Annotated in this window: 18 protein-coding genes and 1 tRNA gene; 11 read left to right on the top strand and 8 right to left on the bottom strand. The window is 69.0% G+C overall.

Annotation, left to right across the window (positions count from 1 at the left end; all coding sequences use genetic code 11):
- Positions 1-10 precede the first annotated feature (10 nt).
- A complete protein-coding gene (locus ACY48E_RS04980) occupies positions 11-523 on the top strand; it encodes a DUF4188 domain-containing protein (RefSeq protein WP_462870994.1) in 513 nt (170 codons plus the stop codon).
- Between the two features lie 22 nt (positions 524-545).
- Here the strand turns inward: ACY48E_RS04980 and ACY48E_RS04985 are convergent, their stop codons facing one another.
- On the bottom strand, positions 546-761 hold the full coding sequence (locus tag ACY48E_RS04985) for an RNA-binding S4 domain-containing protein (protein ID WP_462870995.1): 216 nt from the start codon (positions 759-761) through the stop codon (positions 546-548).
- A gap of 50 nt (positions 762-811) precedes the next feature.
- Entirely contained in the window at positions 812-2,320 is a 1,509-nt protein-coding gene (gene amaB, locus ACY48E_RS04990; protein WP_462871223.1) for an L-piperidine-6-carboxylate dehydrogenase, read from the bottom strand.
- Positions 2,321-2,533: 213 nt separating this feature from the next.
- On the opposite strand from amaB, the gene lat reads away from it, so the two are divergent.
- Positions 2,534-3,862: an L-lysine 6-transaminase gene (gene lat / locus ACY48E_RS04995; RefSeq protein ID WP_462870996.1), complete on the top strand. Its 1,329-nt coding sequence runs from the start codon at positions 2,534-2,536 to the stop codon at positions 3,860-3,862.
- A gap of 53 nt (positions 3,863-3,915) precedes the next feature.
- Here the strand turns inward: lat and ACY48E_RS05000 are convergent, their stop codons facing one another.
- Positions 3,916-4,950, bottom strand: coding sequence for a nitronate monooxygenase (locus ACY48E_RS05000; protein ID WP_462870997.1), 1,035 nt, complete (start codon positions 4,948-4,950; stop codon positions 3,916-3,918).
- A 123-nt stretch (positions 4,951-5,073) separates the two neighbouring features.
- Here ACY48E_RS05000 and ACY48E_RS05005 point away from each other — a divergent pair, with 123 nt between their 5' ends.
- The 8 genes from ACY48E_RS05005 to ACY48E_RS05040 all read left to right on the top strand — a co-directional run bounded on the left by ACY48E_RS05005 (position 5,074) and on the right by ACY48E_RS05040 (position 16,025).
- Entirely contained in the window at positions 5,074-5,904 is an 831-nt protein-coding gene (locus ACY48E_RS05005; protein ID WP_462870998.1) for a response regulator transcription factor, read from the top strand.
- Positions 5,901-7,256: a sensor histidine kinase gene (locus ACY48E_RS05010; protein ID WP_462870999.1), complete on the top strand. Its 1,356-nt coding sequence runs from the start codon at positions 5,901-5,903 to the stop codon at positions 7,254-7,256. The genes ACY48E_RS05005 and ACY48E_RS05010 overlap by 4 nt, the downstream gene beginning before the upstream one ends.
- A 173-nt stretch (positions 7,257-7,429) precedes the next feature.
- Positions 7,430-7,972, top strand: a complete 543-nt coding sequence (locus ACY48E_RS05015; RefSeq protein WP_462871000.1) for an SgcJ/EcaC family oxidoreductase — start codon at positions 7,430-7,432, stop codon at positions 7,970-7,972.
- Between the two features lie 84 nt (positions 7,973-8,056).
- Positions 8,057-11,449: a bifunctional lysylphosphatidylglycerol synthetase/lysine--tRNA ligase LysX gene (gene lysX, locus ACY48E_RS05020; protein WP_462871001.1), complete on the top strand. Its 3,393-nt coding sequence runs from the start codon at positions 8,057-8,059 to the stop codon at positions 11,447-11,449.
- Positions 11,450-11,523: 74 nt separating this feature from the next.
- Positions 11,524-12,327, top strand: a complete 804-nt coding sequence (locus ACY48E_RS05025; RefSeq protein WP_462871002.1) for a transglutaminase-like domain-containing protein — start codon at positions 11,524-11,526, stop codon at positions 12,325-12,327.
- A gap of 20 nt (positions 12,328-12,347) precedes the next feature.
- Positions 12,348-12,947, top strand: coding sequence for a histidine phosphatase family protein (locus ACY48E_RS05030; RefSeq protein WP_462871003.1), 600 nt, complete (start codon positions 12,348-12,350; stop codon positions 12,945-12,947).
- Positions 12,948-13,075: 128 nt separating this feature from the next.
- Positions 13,076-14,749 (top strand): phage infection protein, encoded by a 1,674-nt coding sequence (locus tag ACY48E_RS05035; protein WP_462871004.1) that lies wholly within the window; start codon positions 13,076-13,078, stop codon positions 14,747-14,749.
- 19 nt (positions 14,750-14,768) lie between these two features.
- Positions 14,769-16,025, top strand: coding sequence for a kynureninase (locus tag ACY48E_RS05040; RefSeq protein ID WP_462871005.1), 1,257 nt, complete (start codon positions 14,769-14,771; stop codon positions 16,023-16,025).
- Between the two features lie 32 nt (positions 16,026-16,057).
- Here ACY48E_RS05040 and ACY48E_RS05045 read toward each other — a convergent pair whose 3' ends face one another.
- From ACY48E_RS05045 to ACY48E_RS05065, 5 genes are all read right to left on the bottom strand, one after another.
- Positions 16,058-16,351 carry a putative quinol monooxygenase gene (locus ACY48E_RS05045; RefSeq protein ID WP_462871006.1) on the bottom strand — a complete coding sequence of 98 codons (294 nt, stop codon included), beginning with the start codon at positions 16,349-16,351 and terminating at the stop codon, positions 16,058-16,060.
- A 59-nt stretch (positions 16,352-16,410) separates the two neighbouring features.
- The gene (locus ACY48E_RS05050) at positions 16,411-17,322 is read right to left on the bottom strand and encodes a cutinase family protein (RefSeq protein WP_462871007.1); all 912 of its coding nucleotides are present in this window, start codon (positions 17,320-17,322) and stop codon (positions 16,411-16,413) included.
- A gap of 144 nt (positions 17,323-17,466) precedes the next feature.
- Entirely contained in the window at positions 17,467-18,933 is a 1,467-nt protein-coding gene (locus ACY48E_RS05055) for a glutamate synthase subunit beta (RefSeq protein WP_462871008.1), read from the bottom strand.
- The gene (gene gltB / locus ACY48E_RS05060) at positions 18,926-23,524 is read right to left on the bottom strand and encodes a glutamate synthase large subunit (protein ID WP_462871009.1); all 4,599 of its coding nucleotides are present in this window, start codon (positions 23,522-23,524) and stop codon (positions 18,926-18,928) included. Before gltB ends, ACY48E_RS05055 begins: the two co-directional genes overlap by 8 nt.
- A gap of 346 nt (positions 23,525-23,870) precedes the next feature.
- Positions 23,871-23,957 (bottom strand) — tRNA-Leu (locus ACY48E_RS05065).
- A gap of 188 nt (positions 23,958-24,145) precedes the next feature.
- Here ACY48E_RS05065 and ACY48E_RS05070 point away from each other — a divergent pair.
- The gene (locus ACY48E_RS05070) at positions 24,146-25,672 is read left to right on the top strand and encodes a DUF3662 and FHA domain-containing protein (protein ID WP_462871010.1); all 1,527 of its coding nucleotides are present in this window, start codon (positions 24,146-24,148) and stop codon (positions 25,670-25,672) included.
- The last annotated feature ends 26 nt before the right edge of the window (positions 25,673-25,698 follow it).

A 25,698-nucleotide genomic window follows, 5' to 3' on the forward strand; every position in this document is an offset into this window, starting at 1 on the left:
GGAGGTTCCCATGGCACGCACCACCATCAACCCCGGCCGATTCACAGCGCAGGTCGAGGGAGATTTCGTCGTCTTCCTGATCGGTATGCGCATCAACTCCCTGTGGCGTATCCACCGGTGGTGGCCACCGTTCATGGCGATGCCGCGGATGCTGCGCGAGCTCGAACGCCACCCGGAGAAGGGGCTGCTGAACTGGCGGCTGACTCGGTCCGGTCGCACCGTCACCGTCATCCAGTACTGGCGCAGCACCGACCATCTGGAAGCATTCGCCAAAAACCCCGACGACCCGCATCTGCCCGCGTGGCGCGAGTTCAATCGACGCGTCGGATCGTCCGGAACGGTCGGGGTTTTCCACGAGACCTTTCGCGCGGCTCCGGGTTCCTACGAGAGCATCTACGTCAACATGCCGGTGATGGGCCTGGCTGCAGCGGGCGCAGCGATCCCGATCACCAAGGGCTCCAACACTGCTCGCCAACGCCTCGACAACACCGCTCGGCAAAGCCTCGGCGCCGAACCTGCCTGAGGGGCCCGGCAGCGCTACTGCCTCATGCGACGGGCGAGCGGACGGTGGCGGTGGCGCCGGCGATGCTCACCGTGTCGCCGTCGCGCAGCTGCCGCCCACGGCGGGTATCCACCTTACCGTTGACCGACACCTGACCGTCCGCGATGACTGCCTTGGCCTCGGCGCCGCTGTCGATCAGGTTGGCCAGCTTGAGGAACTGCCCCAACCGAATCGACTCGTCCCGAATCTCGACGTCCACCGTCGCCTCCCTCACTGCCACAGAGACCCCGTCTGACTGGGACCAGCCGATCACAGGAACTGCACGCCCTGCGCCAACGGTAGCTCCGAGCTGTAGTTGACGGTGTTGGTGGCCCGGCGCATGTAGGCCTTCCACGAATCACTGCCGGACTCGCGGCCGCCGCCGGTCTCCTTCTCGCCGCCGAACGCTCCGCCGATCTCCGCGCCGGAGGGACCGATGTTGACGTTCGCGATGCCGCAGTCGGATCCCGCGGCGGAGAGGAACAGCTCCGCCTCGCGCAGGTCGGTCGTGAAGATCGACGACGACAGGCCCTGCGGCACAGCGTTGTGCATGGTGATCGCGTCGGCGAGATCGGAGTAGGTCATCACGTACAGGATGGGCGCGAAGGTCTCTCGCTCCACCACGGCGGTCTGCGCGGGCATCGTGACGATCGCGGGTTCCACGTAGACGCCGGCGCCGCCGTCCACCACACGCCGCGCGCCGCCCGCCACCACCTTCCCGCCGTCGCGGCGCGCCTGATCGAGGGCCGCGACGTACCCGTCGTGAGCCGCCTCGTCGATCAGCGGACCCACGAGAGTGCTTGCGTCCAAGGGTGATCCGATGGGCAGGCTCGCGTACGCAGCAGTGAGGCGCGCGACGAGGGTGTCCGCTATCGACTCGTGCGCGATCACCCGGCGCAGCGACGTGCAGCGCTGACCGGCGGTTCCGGCGGCGGAGAACACCAGTCCCCGGACGGCGAGGTCGAGGTCGGCCGAGGGGGCGACGATGGCGGCGTTGTTGCCTCCCAGCTCGAGAAGCACACGGCCGAATCGGGCTGCGACACGCGGTGCCACCTCATGACCCATGCGCGTGGACCCCGTCGCCGAGACCAGGGCCACCCGGGGGTCGTCGACGAGCGCCTCGCCGGCGGCCCGCTCGCCGAGAACGAGTTGCGCAACAGTGGGATCCACGCCCGCCCGCCGCGCCGCCTGCTCGAACAACCCCTGCACGGCCACGGCGGTCAGCGGCGTCTTCTCCGACGGCTTCCACACCACGGTGTCGCCGGCGACGAGGGCGATCGCGGTGTTCCATGCCCACACCGCGACGGGGAAGTTGAAGGCGGTGATGACCGCGACCACACCGAGGGGATGCCACTGCTCCATCATGCGGTGGCCGGGCCGCTCGGTCGCGATGGTCCGTCCGTACAGCTGCCGCGAGAGCCCGACGGCGAAGTCGCAGATGTCGATCATCTCCTGCACCTCACCGCGACCCTCGGAGACGATCTTGCCGGCCTCGATCGACACCAGCTCGCCGAGCGCATCCTTGTGCTCACGCAGCAACTCGCCCAACTCGCGCACCACCGATCCGCGCACCGGTGCGGGGACCAGCGACCAGCGCGTGAACGCTGAGGCGGCGTCATCGATCACGGCGGTGACATCGACCGTCGGCGCCAGGTGGCCCAGCGTGGAGCCGTCGATGGGCGACGTGACCGGCAGAGCACCCGGCGGGTGGGTGGGCAGAGCACCCGGCGGGTGGGTGGGCAGAGCACCCGGCGGGTGGGTGGGCAGAGCACCAGCCAGGAACGGGTCCGCGACTCCGAGGGAAGCGAGGATGTCGCGGGTGCGCGCGGGCAGGGTGTGCGGCGAGGTCATGACGGTCAGTCTCCCGGGTCGGGGTGGCGGTGTGGGTGTATGCGGTGTGGGTGAGCGCAGGGCGGGTTCGGCAGCGCACGACAGGATAATTTACGGCACCAAAGCGCGCATACTGAAACTTCATCGCGTACTCTCCGATCCATGACACAAGTATTGCGGCCGATCGGCCATGCGGTCGCTCCGGCGGACGTCCACTCCGTCATCGCCGATCACATGCTGGCCGACGGGTTCGACATGGTGCTCGACCTGCAGGCGTCCACAGGATCCACCCTCGTCGACGCCCGCGACGGCACCCGCTATCTCGACATGTTCACCTTCTTCGCCTCCAACGCCCTCGGCATGAACCACCCGGGCCTGGTCGGCGACCGGAGCTTCCGCGAGAACCTGCTCGAGGCCGCGCTGCACAAGCCCAGCAACTCCGACGTGTACACCTGCGCGATGGCGGAGTTCGTCGACACTTTCGCTCGCGTACTCGGCGATCCGCGGCTGCCGCACCTGTTCTTCGTCGAGGGCGGAGCGCTGGCAGTGGAGAACGCCATCAAGGTGGCATTCGACTGGAAGAGTCGATTCAACGAGGCCCACGGCATCGACCCCGCCCTCGGCACCCGGGTGATGCACCTCGAGCACGCGTTCCACGGACGCTCGGGCTACACCATGTCGCTCACCAATACCGACCCGGTGAAGGTGGCGCGCTTCCCCAAGTTCGACTGGCCGCGCATCCCCTCGCCCTACATTCGCGAGGGCGCGGACATGGCTGCGCTGGAACAGCTCTCACTCGACGCGGCCCGTCGCGCGTTCGTCGAGCACCCACACGACATCGCCGCGCTGGTCGTCGAACCCATTCAGGGTGAGGGCGGCGATCACCACTTCCGGCCGCACTACCTGCGGGCGCTGCGGGAGCTGTGCGACGAGTTCGACACCCTGCTGGTGTTCGACGAGGTGCAGTGCGGCGCGGGCATCACCGGCACGGCGTGGGCCTTCCAGCAGCTCGACGTGGTGCCCGACGTGGTCTCGTTCGGCAAGAAGACGCAGGTGTGCGGTGTGATGGCGGGCCGGCGGGTGGACGAGGTGCCCGCCAACGTGTTCGCGACGTCCTCGCGGATCAACTCCACGTGGGGCGGCAGCCTCACCGACATGGTGCGGTCGCGGCGAATCCTCGAGATCGTCGAATCCGACGGGCTCATCGCCCGCGCCGGCGAGATGGGTGCGCACCTGCTCGCTCGTCTGCAGGAGTTGGCGGCACGGCACCCCGGCGTCGACAACGTTCGCGGCCGTGGACTGATGTGCGCACTGTCCCTGCCCACCAGGCAGATTCGTGACGAGGTGATCGACGCCCTGCGCGTGGACGAGCACGTGCTGATGCTCGGATGCGGCGACCGCAGCGTGCGGTTCCGGCCCGCGCTGACGGTCACCGACGCCGACCTCGATCACGCCGTCGACGCCCTCGATCGGGTGCTGCGCAGGATCTGACCCCCGGCGGCGACGCAGGTCGGCCGGTACCGGCAGACCCCGGGGGGCACAGCTCAGGCCGTGACCATCTCCCCCACGACGCGACGCACGATGTCCCCGGCCGACCCGGTGGTGATCGCACGCCAGCCGGTGCCCGCCCACAGGTTGGGAATGTCGCTGCGGCCGGCGTGGGTGGCGGCGGCGCGCAGTGGAGCGGTGAGCACGTTCACCTCGGGGTAGCCGGCCGGGGCGCCGGCGGTGAACTGCTCGGCGAACTCGTTGGCCAGCCCGCGCGCCGGACGGCCGGAGAAGGCCCTGGTCACAATCGTTCGGTGGTATCGACGGTCGAGCAGAGCCGCGCGGTGCACGGCCGAGGTACCGGCCTCGTCGCAGCACAGGAATGCCGTGCCCATCTGGGCGGCGACAGCTCCCCACCCCAGCGCGGCCACCACGTCGGCGCCGTCCATGATCGCCCCCGCGGCAATCAGCGGTACGTCCACCGACAGCCCGACGGCCATGAGCAGCGACGACAGCGACAGGAACTCCCCACCCCGAGGGTCGCTCGGATCGTCGTCGAACACCCCACGGTGGCCGCCCGCCTCACTGCCCTGCGCGACGAGCATGTCCGCGCCGTCGGCAGCCGAGATCACGGCCTCCGACACCGAGGTCACGGTGCCGATCACCGTGGCGCCGATGGCCTCGTGCAGCCGATCCACCAAGGCGCGACCCGGGCTGCCGAACGTCACGCTCACCGCGGCGGGACGGTGGCGGCAGATCACGTCGACCTTGTCGTCGAAGGAGTCGTCGTTCCACACCGGCGCCCCCAACCGAACGCCGAGCTCGTCGGCGAGAGGCTGCAAAGCCCGCCCGTACCGAGTCAGCGCGGCGTCGTCGGCGATGCGCCCGGACGGGGCGAACAGGTTGACCCCGTAGGGCTGCGAGGTGAGCCGCTCGACCTCGGTGAGCTGAGCGTCGAGCTCGTCGACCGTCAGGGACGCACCGGCGAGGAAGCCGACTGCGCCGGCTTCGGACACCGCGGCGGTCAGGGCCGGCGTCGACGGACCCCCGGCCATCGGGGCACACACGAGGGGGTGCCGCCCGGCGAACATCGACGGTGCACTCGTGCGGGACGGCGGTGGGGTGCTGGGCGGAGGCGTGCTGGGCGGTGGGGTGCTGGGCGGCGGGTGGATCGGCACCGGCAACACGCTACGCCCGGCCACTACGGTGGTGGCGTGAGCGAAACACCACGCCTGGGCGTGCTGCTGGTGGAGGACGATCCCGCTATCGCCGAGGCGCTGGTCGACGGCCTGCCGAGATATGGATTCGACGTCACCCACGTCACCACCGCCGCCGACGCCCGCGCCGGATACGGAGCAGCGGAGGTGGTGCTGCTCGATCTCGGGCTGCCCGACGGCGACGGGATCGAGGTGTGCCGAGACATCCGAGCCTCGAGCGATGTGCCCATCATCATCATCACGGCCCGCTCGGACGAGGTCGAACGTGTGGTGGGCCTCGAACTCGGTGCCGACGATTACGTGAGCAAGCCTTTCGGGCTGCGGGAGCTGGTGGCGCGCATGCGCGCGGTGCTGCGACGCACGGCGGCCGGTGTGCTGGCGGCCGAGGGCAGCAGCGAGGGTGCCGAGAACACCGACAGCCCCGGCGCCGCGCAGGACGGCGGCACAGGGCAGGGCAGCACAGGACAGGGCGGCGGACCGGTGGATCTGGGCACGCTGGGGATCGACAGGGACGCGCGGCGGGCATACGTCGACGGGCAGGAGATCGCCCTCACCCCCAAGGAGTTCGACCTTCTGAGCATGCTCGCCGAGCGGCCCGGTGTGGTGTTCGGGCGCGAGGAACTGATGAGCGAGGTGTGGGACAAGAACTGGTTCGGCTCCACCCGCACTCTGGACGTGCACGTCGGGGCGTTGCGTCGCAAGCTCGACGGTGCGGTCGACGTGCAGACCGTGCGCGGGGTGGGTTTCCGGCTCGAGATCCCCGCCGACGAATCGCGGGCGGGTAGGTCACGGGAGGGTGGGTCACGGGCGGACAGGTCACCGCGATGAGGCAGCGGCTGGTGATCAGCTACCTCGCACTCGTCGCCATCGCCCTGATTCTGTTCACCGTCCCCGTCGCGATCAGCTCGTCCCAGTTGCTGCGCTCGAATCTGCAGCAGACCGCGCTGCTCGAGGCGCGCCTGTTCACCCCGCTGGTGCAGCGGTCCGACGCCGGGGCGGCATCGGCGATCGCCGATCGGACACGAGACTTCCAACAGGCCACCGGCGCACGCGTACGCCTGGTCGACGCGGGCGATACGGGCTACGCGGGCAGCGACGAGTCGGATCGGCAGGTGCAGCAGGCGTTGACCGGCACCACCCCGGAACCGGTCTGGGGCTACTCGACGCTGCTGGGCGCCGAGGGGGTGTCGGTGGTGCTGCCGGTGCGCGCGAGCGCCACCGACCCGTCGTCGGCCGTGGTGGCGGCGGTGCAGGTGGTGGCGCCGTCGGCGGACGTCGATCATCAGATTCGCGACATCTGGATCTTCCGCAGCGGGGTGGGCGCGGTGGTACTGGCAGCATCGGCGTTGATCGCCCTGGTGCTCTCACGGTCGGTGGTGCGGCCACTGCACCGGCTCGAGAGCGTCGCCCGTCGGCTCGGCAATGGCGACTGGTCTGCGCGCGCCCCGGAGAACGGCCCGGGCGAAATCGCCTCCCTGGCGCGAACGCTCAACGCCAGCGCGGCAACCACGGGTGCGCTTCTGGCGTCTCAGCGCGCGTTCGTGGCCGATGCCTCCCACCAACTTCGCACACCGTTGACCTCGATCCGACTGTCTCTCGACAACGTCGTCGACGCCACCGACGACCCCGCGGTCACCCGCCAGCTCAACCGAATCGACGGCGAGGTCGACCGGATGAGTCGGATGGTCGAGGGGTTGCTCGCCCTCGCCCGCGCGGATTCGCCCGGCTCGGCCACCGAGACCGTCGACGTCGCGGATCTGGTGGCGGAGCGTCGCGAGGTGTGGCTGCCCGCCCTGCGACAACGCGAGGTCACCTGGGTCGATCGGGGTGCCCGTACGGCGCCCGCGCGGCTGACACCCGGGTCGCTCGAGCAGGTGATCGACAATCTCGTCGACAATGCTCTCGCCGTCTCCCCGACCGGCGGTGCGATCACCGTGGAAATCACGCGCTCGGCGACCGGCGTCGACCTCGTCATCGACGATCAGGGCCCGGGGATGACGGCCGACCAGCGCGCACGCGCATTCGACCGCTTCTGGCGCGCGGGGCCCCCGGGCACCGGGAGCGGGCTGGGCCTGGCGATCGTGCGCAACCTCATCGAGCGTGACGGTGGGACCGTCGACCTCGGCACCTCGCCCAGCGGTGGGCTGCGTGTGCACATCGCCCTGCCGGGCGCTGCCTGAGACAGGCACCCTGAGAGCTCGCGCGATCAATTGTTCTTCGTTTACACAAACTTGCCGAAACTCTGCCCCGTCCCTGCACTCACCATGGCCGGACGTTGCAGTACAGAACGGAATAGTTGTGCTCACCGAAGGCGGCAAACAGTCGCCCCGACAAGCAGAGGAAAGAGCCAACCATGACTCGCAACACCAAGTACGTCGCCGCCGCACTCGTCGTGGGCGCACTCGGAACGGTTACCGCCTGCAGCACCGGCACCACCAGCAGCACCGGCGCCTCCAGCGCAGCCCCCACCACCTCGGTGGCGCCGGTCTCGAACGACGGCAAGCTCGCCACCAAGGAGGAGATCAGCGCGCTCTTCGACCGGTGGAACGCGGCGCTCGCCACCGGCGATCCCCAGAAGGTCGCCGACGAGTACGCACCCGACGGCTTGTTGCTGCCGACGCTCGACAACGAGGTGCGCGACACCCGTGCCGAGATCGTCGACTACTTCGCCAACGACTTCCTGCCCAAGAAGCCGCAGGGCAAGATCGTCGAGAGCTACCCGATCGCCTGGGACGAGGACACCGTCGGCAACAGCGGCATCTACGACTTCACCCTCACCGACGAGAAGGGCCAGACCTCCGTGGTCGGCGCACGCTTCACCTTCGTCTACGAGAAGATCGACGGCGTCTGGAAGATCGAGACCCAGCACTCCTCTGCGCTGCCCCTGCCCCGCTGACAGCAGGGCCTTCCCGATCCGAGCAGCCGCCAGTTTCCCCGGTGACTATCGTTGATTCGATACGTCACCGGGGAGGGACAGCACATGGGCGGTCGAATCGACGAGGACACCAGCGTGACACCACAGCCGGCCGAGGCCACCTCGGCCGGCTCGGCGTCGTTGCGCCGCCCCCGTGACGCTCGACCGGGTCGCGCGCACGGCGCTCTGACGGGCCGCCGCTACCCGGCGCTGCGCGAGGTACCGCACTGGATCGCGATGGGTCTGGGCATCTATGCCGTCGTCGTTCTCCTGTGGTCGATCTCCCCCGCGCTGCGCTTCGCGCTCCGCATCCCGCGCGAGTTCATCGACAACTACCTGATCGGTGCTCCCGATACGAGCCTGTCGTACGCGCTCGTGCTCGCCCTCGTCGCCGCTGCTCTGTCCAGCCGCAAGCAGGTGGCGTGGTGGATCGCCACGGTGTACGTGCTCGCCTACGCCATCCTCAACATTGCGCAGCTGGCCAACGATCCGGACGATCTCGGCGCGTGGCTCGGTCTCATCGCGCACCTTGCTCTGCTGGCGCTGCTGGTGGCTGCGCGCGGCGAGTTCTACACCAAGGTCCGCAAGGGCGCAGCCCGGCGCGCACTGGGCGTGCTGCTGAGCGGGCTGGCCGTGGGCACGGTGGTCGGCTGGATCCTGATCCTGATCTTCCCCGGCTCGCTGCCGCGCAGCGAGGCGATCCTGTGGTCGCTCAACCGGGTCACGGCGCTGGCGTCGGTGGACCCCGAGCAGTTCAGCGGACGACCGCACGGGTTCGTGAACTTCCTACTCGGTCTGTTCGCGTTCATCGCCCTGATAACCGCGGTGATCACCCTGTTCCGCAGTCAGCGGGCCGACAACGCCCTCACCGGCAGCGACGAGTCCGCCATCCGGGGCCTGCTGAGCGCGTCGCCGGTCGAGGACTCCCTGGGCTACTTCGCCACGCGCCGCGACAAGGGCGTGGTCTTCGCACCCAACGGTCGCGCGGCCATCACCTATCGCGTCGAACTCGGGGTCTGCATCGCCAGCGGCGACCCCATCGGACACCCGCAGGCCTGGCCGCAGGCAGTCGATGCGTGGATCGACCTTGCGCGTCTCTACGGCTGGGCGCCGGCGGTGATGGGTGCGAGCGAGACGGGCGCACGCACCTACGCGCAGGGCGGGCTGTCCGTGCTCGAGCTCGGCGACGAGGCGATTCTCAAGACGGCCAGCTACAGCCTCGGCGGCCCCGACATGCGCCCCGTGCGCCAGGCGGTGAACCGTGCCAAGGGCCGCGGGGTGAGCGTGCGGATCAGACGCCACCGCGACGTGGATCCCGGCGAATGGCCGCTACTAATCGATCGCGCCGATCAGTGGCGCGACACCGACACCGAGCGCGGGTTCTCCATGGCCCTCGGGCGCCTCGGCGACCCCCTCGACGGCGACTGCCTGCTGGTGGAGGCGCTGGTACCCGATGGCGACCGCACCCGCCTGGTGGGGCTGCTGTCGCTGGTTCCGTGGGGCCGCACCGGCGTGTCACTGGATTTGATGCGGCGTGATCCCGGTTCGCCCAACGGCACCATCGAAACCATGATCAGTGAGCTCGCGCTCACCGCCGACCGCTACGGCGTCACGCGCGTGTCGCTGAACTTCGCGGTGTTCCGGTCCGCCTTCGAGGAGGGCGGGCGTATCGGTGCCGGGCCGGTGGCCCGCGTGTGGCGGTCGATGCTGCTGTTCTTCTCGCGGTGGTGGCAACTCGAGGCTCTCTATCGGTCCAACCTGAAGTTCAACCCCGAGTGGGTTCCTCGGTACCTGTGCTTCGAGGACAACCGCGACCTGCCGAAGGTGGCACTCGCGTCCGCCACCGCCGAGGGCTTCGTGACGTGGCCGTCCTTCGGTCGCGATGCGTCGGTGCACACCGGTGTGGAGCCGCACTTCCCCAGTGCCCTGTCCGCCGTCGGCCTGCACGACGACGGCAGCGCGCCCACCGATTTCGAGGTCACCGAACCGGCGGGGCCGCGTCGTCCCGAACAGGTTCGCGTGCGCCTGGCGAAGCTGGAACGACTGATCGACGCGGGGGTCGACGCCTATCCCGTCGCCTACCCGCCAACCCATGACATCGAGGCCGCGCGCGAATCGCCGGCCGGCACCGTGGTGCGGGTGGCGGGACGCCTGATGCGGATCCGCGATCACGGTGGTGTGGTGTTCGCGGACCTGCGCGACTTCTCCGCCGACATCCAGGTGATCTTCGACCGCGCCACGGTAGGCGACGACCTCGCGCACTTCACCGCCGAGTTCGATCTCGGCGATCTCGCCGAGATCACCGGCTCGATCGGTGCCAGCCGCACCGGCGAGCTGTCTCTGCTGGCGACGAGTTGGCGGATGAACGGCAAGAGCCTGCACCCACTGCCCGACAAGTGGCGCGGCCTCACCGACCCCGAGTCGCGGGTGCGTCGTCGCTATCTCGACATCGCCGTCAACCCACACTCGCGGGACCTGATCGTCAAGCGCAGTGCCGTGGTGAAGTCGTTCCGGGACACCTTCGACGCGCGCGGATTCATGGAGGTCGAGACCCCGATCCTGCAGCAGGTGCACGGCGGGGCCAACGCGGCACCGTTCCTGACCCACATCAACGCCTACAACCTCGATCTGTACCTCCGTATCGCTCCCGAGCTGTACCTCAAGCGACTGTGCGTGGCGGGGATGGAGAAGGTGTTCGAAATCGGGCGCGTGTTCCGCAACGAGGGCGCGGACTTCAAGCACAACCCCGAGTTCACGATCCTGGAGAGCTACCAGGCCCACACCGACTATCTCGACCAGATGGTGCTCTGCCGGCACCTGATTCAACGCGCGGCAGTGGCGGCCCACGGGCGCGAGATCATCCTGCGACCGGGTCCGGACGGGTCGATGGTCGAGATCGACATCACCGGCGAGTGGCCGGTGAAGACGATGCACGGCGCGGTCAGCGAGAAGATCGGTGCCCTGATCACCCCCGCCACCGAACTCGACGAGGTGCGCGCGCTCGCCCGTCGCGCCGGCGTGGAGTTCGACTCCACCTGGGACGCCGGGCACATTGCGCAGCAGATGTACGAGGACCTCGTCGAAGGCCAGACGGAGTTCCCCACGTTCTACATCGACTTCCCCACCTCGATGTCCCCGCTCACCCGCCCGCATCGTCATGTGGCGGGCGTGACCGAGAAGTGGGATCTGGTGGCGTGGGGTGTCGAGTTGGGTACGGCGTACAGCGAACTCACCGACCCCGTCGATCAGCGTGCGCGGCTGACCGAGCAGTCGGCGCTGGCGGCGGGCGGCGACCTCGAGGCCATGGAGCTCGACGAGGACTTCCTCGTGGCCCTCGAGCACGCGATGCCGCCCACCGGTGGCCTGGGCATCGGCGTCGACCGCGTCGTCATGCTGATCACCGGTGCCAGCATCCGCGAGACGCTCGCCTTCCCGATCGCGAAGCCGCGCGGGCACTAGCGGGACGCGGCGGGCCCGTCGAGCCCGGCACGCTCGAGCGGCGGCACCGAACGAACACTGGCATCATCGCGTCCATGAGACGTCTGGTGTCAGCGCTGCTGGACGTCGAAGTTCTCGAGGCGACCACACTGGACGTTCAGGTGGCCGTCGCGCCGCACCCGGGCGCGGTGGTGGTCGAGCAGCTGACGGTGATTCTCGACGGCCAGGTGCTCGACGTCCACGAGATCAGTGGTGAACACGGCAACCGAATCCATCGCGTGGTGTGCGGGCCCGGGGTGCTGCAGGTGTCGTACTCGGCCACCGTCGAGGGGTCCGCGTTCCCCGCACCCGTCACCGACTACGACCTGTGCGCGTATCTGCGACCGAGCCGGTACGCCGAGTCGGACAAGTTCTTCGCCTTCGCCGCCGCCGAATTCGCCGATCGAGCGACCGACGCGCTCCTGATCGCCGATGTCGCTCGCTGGGTGGGCGATCGGCTCAGCTACGTCAGCGGCAGCAGCGACCCGATCGACGGCGCCGCCGACACCCTCCTCGCCGGGGCAGGTGTGTGCCGCGACTACAGCCACCTCGTCATCGCCATGCTCCGCGCGCTCGCGGTACCGGCGCGGTTGGTCGCGGTGTACGCGCCGGGATGCGATCCGATGGACTTCCACGCCGTGGTCGAGGCGTACGTCGACGGTGGATGGCACGTGCTGGACGCCACGCGGCTGGCCCCGCGCTCGTCCCTGGTGCGCATCGCCACGGGCCGCGACGCCGCCGACACCGCGTTCCTCGACAATCACGGCGGCCGCATCGTGCTCACCAACGCCTGCGTGTCTGCGATCGTGGACGGCGTGCTCCCTGTCGACGACACCGAGGCGCTGGTCGCCCTCACCTGACGAGCCGCTAGCCTGGCCGCGTGCAGATCGCCTTCGTTCGCCACGCGCTGCCGATGAGTTCAGCGGTCGACGCCGATCCCGACCTCGGGGCGCGCGGGGCGGACCAGGCGCTGCGGGTGCCGCGGGCGCTCGCACCGTTCACCGTCGCGCGCATCGTGTCCAGTCCGCAGCAACGTGCCCTCCAGACCGCCCAGCCGCTCGCACACGCCACCAACCACCGGGTCGAGGTGATCGACGGGCTCGCCGAGTACGACCGCGACTTCTCCGGCTACGTTCCGATCGAGCAGGCCCGCACCCGGTTCCCCGAGGAGTTCGCCCGAATTCGAGCCGGCCTCCTCCCGGCGGCGGTGGACGCCGATGCCTTCCGGGCACGGGTACTCGAGGCGGTCGACTCGGTGATCGCCGAGGCGGAACCGGAGCACACGGTGGTGGTCGTGGCGCACGGCGGAGTGATCAACGTGGTTCTCGAATCCATTCTTCGAACCCCGCAACCCCTGACATTTCCGATCGACTACTGCTCGGTCACTCGAGTTCTGATCTCGCGGACCGGGGTTCGCCGAGTGGCCGCTGTCAACGAGACGCTGCACGTCTGGGACCTGCTGGACCGCTATGCACGCTGAAACCTCATCGAGTCCTTAATCGCCCTGCTCACGGTGGCGTCCACGGCCGGTCGAACGCCATTTTCGATCCATTTCCCGGCGGGGAACGCGGCATGGATCAGGCGCCAGAGGATAGCCTGTGCGGCACTATGGCTCTCTCTGGTTCCACCCCCTCCGGCTCCCCTGCTCCCGGCTTCCCCGACTCGCATCGGGCGTCCCCCGGACGCTCGGCTGCGCTGCGCTCGGCGGTTCGTCGCTCCCCGGTGCTCGTCGCCGTCGCTCTCGCGCTGCCGCTGGTGGTCGGGGGCATCGTGGCCATCGTCGGCGGCAACGACGCGGCCCCGCCGCCCGTACCCGCCGTGGCCGCTGCCGATCCGGGCACGACCCCCGGCGCCGCATCGGGTTCCGCGGCAACCGATCCACTCGCCAAGACCCGCACCGCCCTGAGCTCGGCTGCACTGCCTCTGCAGTTGCTCTCGGGGGGACTCGGCCAGCTCACCGCCGCTGCGCCGCAGCTCACCGGCGGCGTCACGCAGCTCTCCGACGGCCTCGGCCAGACCCGCACCGGCGCCGGTCAGCTCTACGACGGCGCAACGGCCCTGAACACCGGCCTGGTGCAGCTGCGTGGCGGGGTGACCCAGCTCGGCGACGGCGCCAACCAGATCAGTGCCGGTGTCGATCAGCTCACCACCCCGCTGCTGGCACTCGGCGACAAGCAGGCCGGTGTCACAGCGCAGCTGACCTCGGTGGCCGACACCGTCCAGGGCCTCGGCGGGCCCATTGCCTTCGATGCTGCCAAACAGATCCGCGACCTCATCGACTCGCTCAACGCCCAAGCCGTGGGTCCGAACACCGTCACCCAGATCAACGCGCTCCGCGACGGAAGCCGGCAGCTCGCCTTCCAGCTCAACGACCCGTCGAGCACCTTCGTCTCCGGTGTCGACCAGCTCGGCAACGGCGGCACCCAGCTGGTGGACGGCGTGGGTCAGCTGCGTGACGCCGTGGTCCAGCTCGACGACGGCGCCAAGCAGCTCAAAACCGGCACCGATCAGATTGCGGCCGGCATCACACCGGTCGGCGGCATCGTCGCCGGGTTGCAGACCAACATCCGCACCGCCACCGACAACCTGCCGAAGACCACGGCGTCGTCTCCCGGTGCGGCCACCGCCACCACCGCCGACGGCACCACGTCCACTCTGGTGGTCGTCGACGGCGAAGGATCGACGTCCAACTATCTGCTCGCGGCCCTGATCGCGGTGGGCGCCGTCGCCGCGGTGAGCACGATGACCGTGCTCATGCGCAGGAACGTACCCGGGAGACGGGCCGCAGCAGTGTCCGCCCTGGTGCTCACCGCCGCGGCCGTCGCGGCGTTCGTCTGCGTCAACCATGAGCTGTCGACGCGCACCCTCGCCGCCGGCATCGGGTTCACGGCCCTGGCCACCGCGGCGGCACTGGCCGTCGCGGCCGTGGTTCAGGTGGTCTTCGGCGGCGTGGTCGGTCGGATCGTCAACGTGGTCGCACTTCTCGGGCAGCTGGTCGTCGTGGGGATCGCCTTCGTGGTGACACCCGGCAGCTCGGTGTTCGGGGCGATCGCGTCCTTCACCCCGGTCGGCTGGACAGGAGCCGGCCTCGATCGCATCACCGGCGTCGTCGCCCGGTTCGGCACGACGGGCTCGATCGCCGTCGCCGTACTGGTGGCGATTCTCGGTATCGCCGGACTGGTGTACGCCTCGATCGGCCAGCCCGATCCGGATCCCGAGCCCGACACCGATCTTCGCCGACCCCCGCCGCCGAGCTCGGCCTACGACTCCCGATTCGCCTGACCTCCTGCACCCGACCGCCGTGACCGATTTCCGAGAACGCGCCCTCGCCCTCGACGTGGCAGATCCGCTCGCGCACTGCCGCGATCTGTTCCTGCCGGCCGAGGGTGTGGTGTCCTACCTCGACGGCAACTCTCTCGGCAGACCCCTGGCCGCGGCGGCGGACCGCATCGAGGGGTTCGTCCGCGGAGCCTGGGCGCACGGCCTGATCCGAGGCTGGACTGCGGGCGGGGATGCAGGTGCGGGTACGGACGGGACCGGTGATGAATCCGGGTGGTTGGACCTGCCGCTCGAACTCGGGAACCGGATCGGGGCGGCGACGCTGGGGGCCGAGCCGGGCCAGGTGAGCATCGGGGACTCGACGACGGTCCTTCTGTACAAGCTCAGCCGCGGGGCGCTGGGCCTGCGTGGCGGCCGCACCGAGATCGTGCTGGACACCGACAACTTCCCCACCGATCGCTACATTCTCGAATCCATTGCGGCCGAACGCGATGTCACGCTGCGATGGATCACCTCCGATGTTCGAGCCGGGGTCACCGCCGATCAGGTTCGTGATGTGGTCAACGATCGAACCGCCCTGGTGGTGCTCTCGCACGTGGCCTACCGATCCGGGTTCATGCTCGATGCGCCGTCGATCATCGACTGCGCGCACCGGGCGGGAGCGCTGGTGCTGCTCGATCTCTCGCATTCGGTGGGGTCGGTGGAGCTGCAGCTGGACCGGTGGGGCGTCGACCTCGCCGTCGGGTGCACCTACAAGTACCTGTGCGGGGGGCCGGGCTCACCGGCTTTCGCGTACGTGGCACAGCGTCACCTGGGGCAGTTCGAGCACCCGATCCAGGGTTGGCTCGGCCGATCGGACCCCTTCGAGATGGGGCCGGGTTACGTTCCAGCCGAGGGTATTCGACGGGTGATCAGCGGAACACCGCCGATCCTGTCGATGCTCGCCGTCGCCGACACCCTCGGCGTGATCGAGTCGGTGGGCATGCCGGCCGTCCGCGCGAAATCCGTTGCGCTCACCGAGTTCGTCGTGGACATGGTCGAGCAGCGGCTGGCGCCCCTCGGCGTGGAGTTGGCCTCGCCCGCGAATTCCGCACGACGCGGCGGCCACGTCACGGTGGACCACCCGTCGTTCCGCGACGTGGTTCCGCGGCTGTGGGAGCAGGGTGTGCTCCCCGACTTCCGCGCTCCGCACGGTCTGCGCATCGGTCCGAGCCCGCTCAGCACGAGCTTCGACGAGGTTCGCGTGGGGCTCGATGCCATCGCCGCTGGGCTGACCTGACCCGAGCAGACCCGCGGCGACCTGCTGCGCGGTCAGACGATGGCGGTGAGGGGATGGATCGCGGGCGCCCCGGCGAGCTTGTCCCCGAGACCACCGAGAGCGGCCTGCACGTGGGGGCTTCGCATGTGGGCGTCGAGCGCGCCCTGATCGGTCCACACCTCCACGGTGACGAACGTGCCGGGCGCAGCCTGCGACTGGTAGAGGTCGTAGGAGATGTTGCCCTCCTCCTTGCGGGTCTCCTGCGTGAGGACGGTCAACGCCTCGCGCACCTCGTCCTCGGCGCCGGGCTTGACGGCAATGGTGGCCACGACATGCAGATCGCTCACGTGGTGCATCCTCTCCGATGTCCTTGTACGGGACCGGTGATCTACCGGGCCCGTCCTACCTACCGTGCGCCGAGGAAATACCCGGCCATCCACGACGTGGCCGACGTTCCGTTGCGGTCGACCGCGTAGGAGTTGTAGTCGGTGTGTACCTGCGAGGAGTAGAACTGCTGCAGCTGCCTGACCCGGTCACGGTTCGCCTGGTCGGTGGTCTGACCGAGCAGGGCTCCCAGGCCCCCGGCGGAGAAGATGTCGTTGAGCAGAGCGCCCGCCTCGATCTGGGCGCGCTCGAGCACGTCGGGTGTGGGGTTCGACGTCATGGCCACGAAGCCGGCCAGGCGCGCGACGAAGTCCGTGCGGGGCGTCGAGCAGTAGAGGTCGCCCACGGCGCAGATGGTGCGGGTGACCGGGCTGACCCAGCCGAAGCCGCCGGGGCGCGATCCGCCGATACCGGCTCCGCTGACCGGGGGCCCGACCAGCGCGTCGCTCTCGGCGCGCTTGGGGTCGGAGATCAGACCGACGGCCGCCACGCGATCGGGCGGGATGATGCCGCGGCCGGTGCCGATGGACGCGGCCAGATCACCCGCCGCGTCGGCGCCCTGGCTGTAGCCGACGATGCCGAACCGGGTACCCGGGCAGCGATCGGCGACGGCCCGCAGCATGCCGCCGGCGTTGAGTACGGCCTGGCGCTCGGACTGGCCGTACACCTCACCCTCCCAGGGGAAGGCTGTGGCGGGGTAGTTGACGAACTCGGTCTCGACGCCGTTGGCCTGCAGCCGCGAGACCATCGAGGAGAGCATGTTGCGCTTGGGCGCCTCGCCGACCCCCGTCTCCCAGGTGCCGGGGATGGCGACGACGTACATCGACGGGCAGTCGTCCGCCGCGGCGGGTGCGGCGGTCAGGACGGCCACCGAGACGGTGGCGGCTGCGGCGGCGGTCAGAAGGGCGGTGAGTCGGCGAAAAGTCGTCGGCATCTGAAAAGTGCTCCCGTGAGCGTCGTGACGATGGGCGGTGTGGCAATTCTCGTGACCGCAGCAGGCACCGCGGGCGCGATCGGCCCCGACCCCGAACGTGCGCCCCGAGTATGTCAGCACCCGAGCGTGCCCGGGTGACGGCTGTTACCGCTGGGGCGCCTGAGTCGGAACGATCGGCGACGGGAGGGCAGTCCGGCCCTCCAGGTAGGTGTCGACGGCGGCCGCAGCGGAGCGCCCCTCGGCGATCGCCCACACGATCAGCGACTGCCCACGACCCATGTCACCTGCGACGAAGACGCCGTCGACGTTGGTGTTCCACTGATCGGTACGACCGACGTTGCCGCGTTCTGTGAGGTTGACCCCAAGTTCGTCGAGAAGCCCCGACCTGTCCGGTCCGGTGAAGCCCATCGCCAGCAGGACCAGGTCCGCCTCCAGGTGGAAGTCCGAGCCCTCGACCTTGACGAAGCGACCGTCCTTGAACTCGACCTCGTGCGCGTCGAGCCCGGTGACCTGACCGTCCTTGCCCGTGAAACGCTCGGTGTTGACCGAGAAGACACGCTCGCCACCCTCCTCGTGCGCGGAGGACACCCGGTACTGCAGCGGGTACAGCGGCCACGGGGTGGAATCTGCGCGGGTCTCCGGCGGGCGCGGCATGATCTCGAACTGGTGCACGCTCGCCGCACCCTGACGGTGCGAGGTACCCAGGCAGTCGGCGCCGGTGTCACCGCCACCGATGATGACCACGCGCTTGCCCTTGGCCGAGATGGGCGGCTGCCCGTCGGCGTCGACGATCTCGTCGCCGAGCTGCACCCGATTGGCCAGCGGCAGGAACTCCATGGCCTGATGGATGCCCCAGTACTCGCGGCCCTCGATCGGCAGGTCCCGGGCGATGGTCGCGCCGCCGGCGAGCACGATCGCGTCGAACTCCTCGCGCAGCTCGTCGGCCGTGATGTCGACGCCGACGTTCACTCCGGCCCGGAAGATGGTGCCCTCGGCCTCCATCTGGGCCAGACGGCGGTCGATGTGGCGCTTCTCCATCTTGAACTCGGGGATGCCGTAGCGAAGCAGGCCACCGATACGGTCGGCCCGCTCGAACACCGTCACGGTGTGGCCGGCACGCGTGAGCTGTTGAGCCGCCGCCAGACCGGCGGGACCGGAGCCGACCACGGCCACCTTCTTGCCCGTGAGGAACGTCGGGTACACCGGCTGAACCCAGCCCTCGTCGAAGGCCCGGTCGATGATCTCGACCTCGACCTGCTTGATGGTCACCGGGTCCTGATTGATGCCGAGCACGCACGAGGCCTCGCACGGTGCCGGGCACAGCCGCCCGGTGAACTCCGGGAAGTTGTTGGTGGCGTGCAGGCGCTCGATGGACTCGCGCCAGCGATCCCGGTACACCAGATCGTTCCACTCCGGGATCAAGTTCCCCAGCGGACATCCGTTGTGGCAGAACGGGATACCACAGTCCATACAGCGCGAGGCCTGGGTACGCAGAGTATCGGCCGGAAAGTCCTGGTAGACCTCTTTCCAGTCCATCAGCCGCAGGTCGACGGGGCGACGCTGCGGGAGCTCCCGGACGGTGTTCTTCAGAAATCCCTGTGGGTCACCCACGAGCTGCCTCCATGATCGCTTCGTCGACGTCGGCGCCGGACCGTTCGGCCTCGGCGATCGCCAACAGCACCTTCTTGTAATCGCGCGGCATCACCTTCACGATGTGCGCCGCCTGCGCATCCCAGTCACCGAGGATCGCCTCGGCCACGGTGGAGCCGGTCTCGTCGCGATGACGGGTCACGATCTCCTTCAGCCACTCGTACTCGGCGGCCGTCGGGGCCTCCAGATCGACCAGCTCGGTGTTCAGGTTCGCCGGCAGCGCGCCCTGCGGGTCGTGCACGAACGCCTCGCCCCCGGACATCCCGGCCGCGAAGTTGCGTCCGGTGGCTCCGAGGATCACCACCTTGCCGCCGGTCATGTACTCGCACCCGTGATCGCCCACGCCTTCGACCACCGCGGTGGCGCCGGAGTTGCGCACGCAGAACCGCTCACCGACGACGCCGCGAATGAGGGCCTCACCGCTGGTGGCACCGAACAGGATCACGTTGCCGCCGATGATGTTGTTCTCGGCGACGAAGCTCGCATGAGCGTCCAGCGGCGGACGAACCACGATCCGGCCACCGGAGAGACCCTTGCCCACGAAGTCGTTGGCATCACCGTGCAGGCGCAGGGTCATCCCGCGGGGCACGAACGCGCCGAAGCTGTTGCCCGCCGACCCGGTGAAGGTGATGTCGATCGTGTCGTCCGGCAACCCATCGGCCCCGAACGCCTTGGTGACCTCGTGGCCGAGCATGGTGCCGACCGTGCGGTTGACGTTGGTGATGGGCGAGGTGAACGCCACCCGATCGCCATCGACGATCGCGGGCCGTGCCTGCTCGATGAGCTGGTTGTCCAGTGCCTTCTCGAGTCCGTGCTCCTGGCGACCGGTGTTGTGCAGATCCTGCTTCATGAACGGCGAGTCGACCTGATCGAGAATGGGCGAGAGGTCGAGCTTGGCGGCCTTGAAATGCTCCTTGGCCGCGCTGGTGTCCAACAACCCGACCTGGCCGACGGCCTCGGTGAGCGAGCGGAACCCGAGCGCTGCGAGGTGCTCGCGCACCTCCTCGGCGATGAAGAGGAAGAAGTTCTCCACGAACTCCGGCTGACCGGTGAACCGCTTGCGCAGCACCGGATTCTGGGTCGCCACGCCCACGGGGCAGGTGTCGAGGTGGCACACCCGCATCATGATGCAGCCGGAGACCACCAGCGGCGCCGTGGCGAACCCGAACTCCTCGCCACCGAGCAGCGCCGCGATGATCACGTCGCGACCGGTCTTGAGCTGGCCGTCGACCTGCACGACGATGCGGTCGCGCAGTCCGTTGAGCAGCAGCGTCTGCTGGGTCTCGGCGAGGCCGAGCTCCCACGGAGCGCCGGCGTGCTTGACCGACGTCAACGGGGTGGCCCCGGTGCCGCCATCGTGCCCGGAGATCAGCACCACGTCGGCGTGGGCCTTGGACACTCCCGCGGCGACGGTTCCGACTCCCACCTCGGAGACGAGCTTGACGTGGATCCGCGCCTCGGGGTTGGCGTTCTTCAGGTCGTGGATCAGCTGCGCCAGATCCTCGATGGAGTAGATGTCGTGGTGCGGCGGCGGCGAGATCAGCCCGACGCCGGGTGTGGAGTGCCGAACCTCGGCGATCCACGGGTACACCTTGTGTGCCGGTAGCTGGCCGCCCTCACCGGGCTTGGCACCCTGCGCCATCTTGATCTGAATGTCGGTGCAGTTGGTCAGGTAGTTCGAGGTCACGCCGAATCGTCCCGAGGCCACCTGCTTGATGGCACTGCGCCGCCAGTCGCCGTTCTCGTCGGGGGTGAAGCGCGAGACGTCCTCGCCGCCCTCACCGGAGTTCGAGCGACCGCCGAGGCGGTTCATCGCGATGGCCAACGTCTCGTGCGCCTCGGCCGAGATCGAGCCGTAGCTCATCGCGCCGGTGGAGAAGCGCTTGACGATCTCCGACGCCGGCTCGACCTCCTCGATCGGGATCGCCTGTCGCCCATCGGTCTTGATGCGGAACAACCCGCGCAGCGACGCCAGTCGAGCGGACTGGTCGTCGACAAGCCGGGTGTACTCCTTGAACACCGCGTACTGGCCGGTGCGGGTGGCGTGCTGGAGCTTGAACACCGTGTCCGGGTTGAACAGGTGGTACTCGCCCTCGCGGCGCCACTGGTACTCACCGCCCACCTCGAGCTCGCGGAATGCGCGCTCCTGACGGTTGTCGAGGTACGCGATGGAGTGGCGGGCGGCGACGTCGGCCGCAATCTCCTCGAGGTCGATACCGCCCAGATGCGAGGTCAGGCCGCGGAAGTACTCGTCGACCAGGCTCTGCGAGAGCCCGATGACCTGGAACAGCTGCGCCCCGGTGTACGAGGCGAGGGTGGAGATGCCCATCTTCGACATCACCTTCAGCACACCCTTGCCGGCCGCCTTGATGTAGTTCTTGACGGCCTGGTCGAACGTGATGCCGGTCAGCGAACCCCGATCGATCATGTCCTCGATGGTCTCGAAGGCCATGTACGGGTTCACCGCGGCGGCGCCGAAGCCCACGAGCGTGGCCATGTGGTGCACCTCGCGAGCGTCGCCCGCCTCCACGATCAGACCGACCTTGGTGCGAGTCTTCTCCCGCACGAGGTGGTGGTGGATCGCCGAGACCAGCAGCAGCGACGGAATGGGTGCCAGCTTCTCGTTGGACTCACGGTCGGAGAGCACCACGATGCGCGCGCCACCCTCGATGGCGCCGGAGACCTGCGCCCGCACCGTCTCGATGGCAGCCCGCAGGCCCTCGCCGCCCTCGGACACGGGGTAGAGCGCGCGCACCACGACCGAGCGCAGGTCCGGCTGGGACCCGTCGTCGTTGATGTGCACCAGCTTCGCGAGCTGATCGTTGTGCAGGATCGGCGAGGGCAGCACGATCTGCTTGCACGCGTCCGGGCCGGGAGCGAGCACGTCGCCCTCGGGTCCGATGCTGCCGCCGAGGCTGGTGACGACCTCCTCGCGGATCGCGTCGAGCGGCGGGTTGGTCACCTGCGCGAACAGCTGCGAGAAGTAGTCGAAGATCAGCCGCGGACGAGACGAGAGCACGGCCAGGGGCGTGTCGGTGCCCATCGATCCGATCGCTTCGGCGCCGGTCTTGGCCATCGGCGCGATGAGCAGGTTCAGCTCCTCGGTGGTGTACCCGAAGATCTGCTGGCGGATCAGCACGCGGTCGTGGGTCATGCGCACGTGCGGGCGGTCCGGCAGGTCGTCGATCTCCATCAGACCCTCGTCGAGCCACTGCTGGTACGGGTGCTCGGCGGCGAGTTCGTCCTTGATCTCGTCGTCGGAGACGATGCGGCCCTTGGCGGTGTCCACCAGGAACATCCGGCCGGGTTGCAGCCGCACCTTGCGCACGATCGTCGCGGGGTCGATGTCGAGCACACCGACCTCGGAGGCCATGACCACCAGGCCGTCCTCGGTGACCCACAGTCGACTCGGGCGCAGACCGTTACGGTCGAGCACCGCTCCGATCACGGTGCCGTCGGTGAAGCACACCGAGGCCGGTCCGTCCCACGGCTCCATGATGGTCGCGTGGTAGCGGTAGAACGCCCGACGCGCGGGGTCCATCGACTCGTTGTGCTCCCAGGCCTCGGGGATCATCATCAGCACCGCGTGCGGCAGGCTGCGCCCGCCCAGGTGCAGGAACTCGAGAACCTCGTCGAAGCGCGCGGTGTCGCTCGCGCCGCTGGTGCAGACCGGGAAGATCTTGTCGAGGGTGTTCTCGCCGAACACGCCGTCCTCGATCAGGGCCTCGCGGGCACGCATCCAGTTCTCGTTGCCCGTGACGGTGTTGATCTCGCCGTTGTGGGCGACGCGGCGGAACGGGTGCGCGAGCGGCCACGACGGGAAGGTGTTGGTGGAGAAGCGCGAGTGCACCAGACCGAGGGCGCTCTCGACGCGCTCGTCCTGCAGGTCGAGGAAGAAGCCCTTGAGCTGCGGGGTGGTCAGCATGCCCTTGTAGACGATGGTGGTGGCCGACAGCGACGGGAAGTACACCGACTCCCGTCCCGGGGCGTCCCGACCGGGGCCGTCGGTGCCGAGCTCGTGCTCGGCGCGCTTGCGGACGACGAACGCGCGGCGCTCGAGGTCGAGGCCGGACACCGCACCGCCGGGTGCGCCGATGAAGATCTGGCGGAAGGTGGGCATCGCATCTCGGGCCAGCGCGCCGATGGAGGAGTCGTCGGTGGCGACGTCGCGCCAACCGAACACCACCAGACCCTCCTCGGCGACGATCTTCTCGAGGACCTCGACCGCGCGGGCCACCTCGGCCTTGGCTTGCGGGAGGAAAGCGATGCCGGTGGCGTACGTGCCCTCGGGCGGCAACTCGAAGTCGACGATCTCGCGGTAGAAGCGGTCCGGGACCTGTATCAGGATCCCCGCACCGTCACCGGTGTTCGGCTCGGCGCCGGCCGCACCGCGGTGCTCGAGGTTGATCAGCGCGGTGATCGCCTTCTCGACGATGTCGCGACTGCGGCGTCCGTGCATGTCCACCACGAACGCGACGCCACAGGAATCGTGCTCGTTGACCGGGTCGTAGAGACCCTGGGCCGGCGGGTAGTGATGACCGGGAGTGCGCATGTGCCTTGCCTTCTGACGGTTCGTTTCCCACCCGGTATCGGCAGCTGAACAAGCGGACACGGGTGCGATGCGAGAGCGGGTTCGCCGTTGAACACGCCTTACGGGTGCGTCTCTTCCATCTCGTGGTGGACGGTCGGTGCCACGGTGTCGAGTCGCATGTACTTCGAGGCCGACGTCGGTGTGCGTCGAGCCCTACCAAAACGATAGGTCAGCGGGGGCCCCAAACCATAAATCAGGTCACGCTAACCGAGGTCGGGGCAGGTCTCGCCACGGTCGGGGGATGCGGATCGGGGAGTTGCGCGCGGATCGTTGCGAGGATCCGCGATTCACCGACCGCGGCATCCTGTGGTGGGCGAAGGGGGACTTGAACCCCCACGTCCTAAAAGGACACTGGCACCTGAAGCCAGCGCGTCTGCCATTCCGCCACTCGCCCGAGCGACCGCAGAAGGCTAACACGCACGCCGTGACGAGCCGAAATCCGCCCGCTCCGAACGGCCGCCGCACCATCGATGCGCCACATTCGGCGGCGAGAGAGAACACTCGACCGTATAGCATGCGAGTGCAGAGAACGGCCGGGACACGCCCGGCCGGGTGACGGTCCGACGCGAGGAAGGGGTCCGGGTGGGTGCACTGACACGCTTCGAGCGCATGCTGCAGAGCACCGTCGGGGACGCCTTCGCCCGCGTGTTCGGCGGTGGTGTGGTTCCACGTGAGGTGGAGGCTGCGCTGCAGCAGGAGGCCTCGGATCGGGTTCAGGAACTGCCCGGTGGGCACCTGCTCGCTCCGAACTCGTACGTGATCGTCGTCAACACCACCGATCACGATCAGCTGGCCTCCGATCGGGATCTCACGACCAAGGCCTTCGCCCGCTATCTCGAGGGCTATATCCGCGAGATGGGCTGGCAGACCTACGGGGACGTCTCGGTACGATTCGAGTCATCGCCGACCCTCCACACCGGCCAGTTCCGCACGCGCGGGGTCGTCGACCCCGACGTGGGGCGCCCTGACCCGGCACGTCCCGATCTTCCCGCACCACCCCCTACCCCAGGAGCCCGCTCCATGTCTTCGAACACAGGCCACGACCCCGAGCGCAACGGCGACGACCGATACCCCGGCGCTCGGGAACCCCACCCTGCTGCGGCACCAGGGGCTGCGAGCAACGGTGCCGGACGCGGCGCTCCCCGCCCCGCAGAGGGCAACAACGGCTACCGCAACGGCAGCTCGTACGGTCCGCCGGTCGGTGGCCGCGGCCGGTACGACCAACCCGCCTACGACCCGCGCGCGTACGAGCAGCAGGCGCCCGAGCAGCGCGGTCACGACCCCCGCGCGTACGAGCAGCAGGCGTACGAGCAGGCCGGTTACGAGCAGGCCGGCTACGCACAGCCGGGCTACGAGCAGGGCCCGCCCGACCGATCCGCCTACGACCAGCCCGCGTACGAGCAGCGCGCCTACGACCCCCGCTACGACCGCGCGGGATACGACCAGCCCGGCTACGAGCAGGGCCCGCCCGACCGCTCCGCCTACGACCGAGCAGGCTACGACCAGCAGGCGTACGAGCAGCCCGGTTACGAGCAGGCCGCCTACGACCAGCGTGGCTACGACGCCCGTGCGTACGACCAGGGTTACGCACAGCCCGGCTACGAGCAGGGCCCGCCCGATCAGTCCGCGTACGAGCAGCGCGGCTACGCCGACTACGGTCGGCCCACCTACGACCCTCCGTCGTCCTACAACCCGCCCGCGGCGTACGAGGCCCCGGCTGCAGCGGCCGGCTACCGCGCCGCCCCACCGAGCTACGGCAAGGGCGACGGCTACGGCGCGGGGGACTACGACTACCAGGAGCCGACCTACGAGGCACCCCGCGGCCTGACCGCCACGCTTCAACTCGAGGACGGCAGTGGCCGGTACTTCCAGCTACGCGAAGGTCTGAACGTGATCGGTCGCGGCCAGGACGCGCAGTTCCGCCTCCCGGACACCGGCGTCTCGCGTCGACACATCGAGGTCCGATGGGACGGCCGGGTGGCCATGCTCTCCGATCTCGGGTCCACGAACGGCACCACGGTCAACGGCTCGCCCGTGCAGGATTGGCAGCTCGCCGACGGCGACATCATTCGGGCCGGGCACTCGGAGATCCTCGTTCGCATCGTCTGACGGCTCGCACCCCCTCAGGGTGACCT

It is taken from the genome of Rhodococcus sp. AZ1, assembly GCF_054979605.1.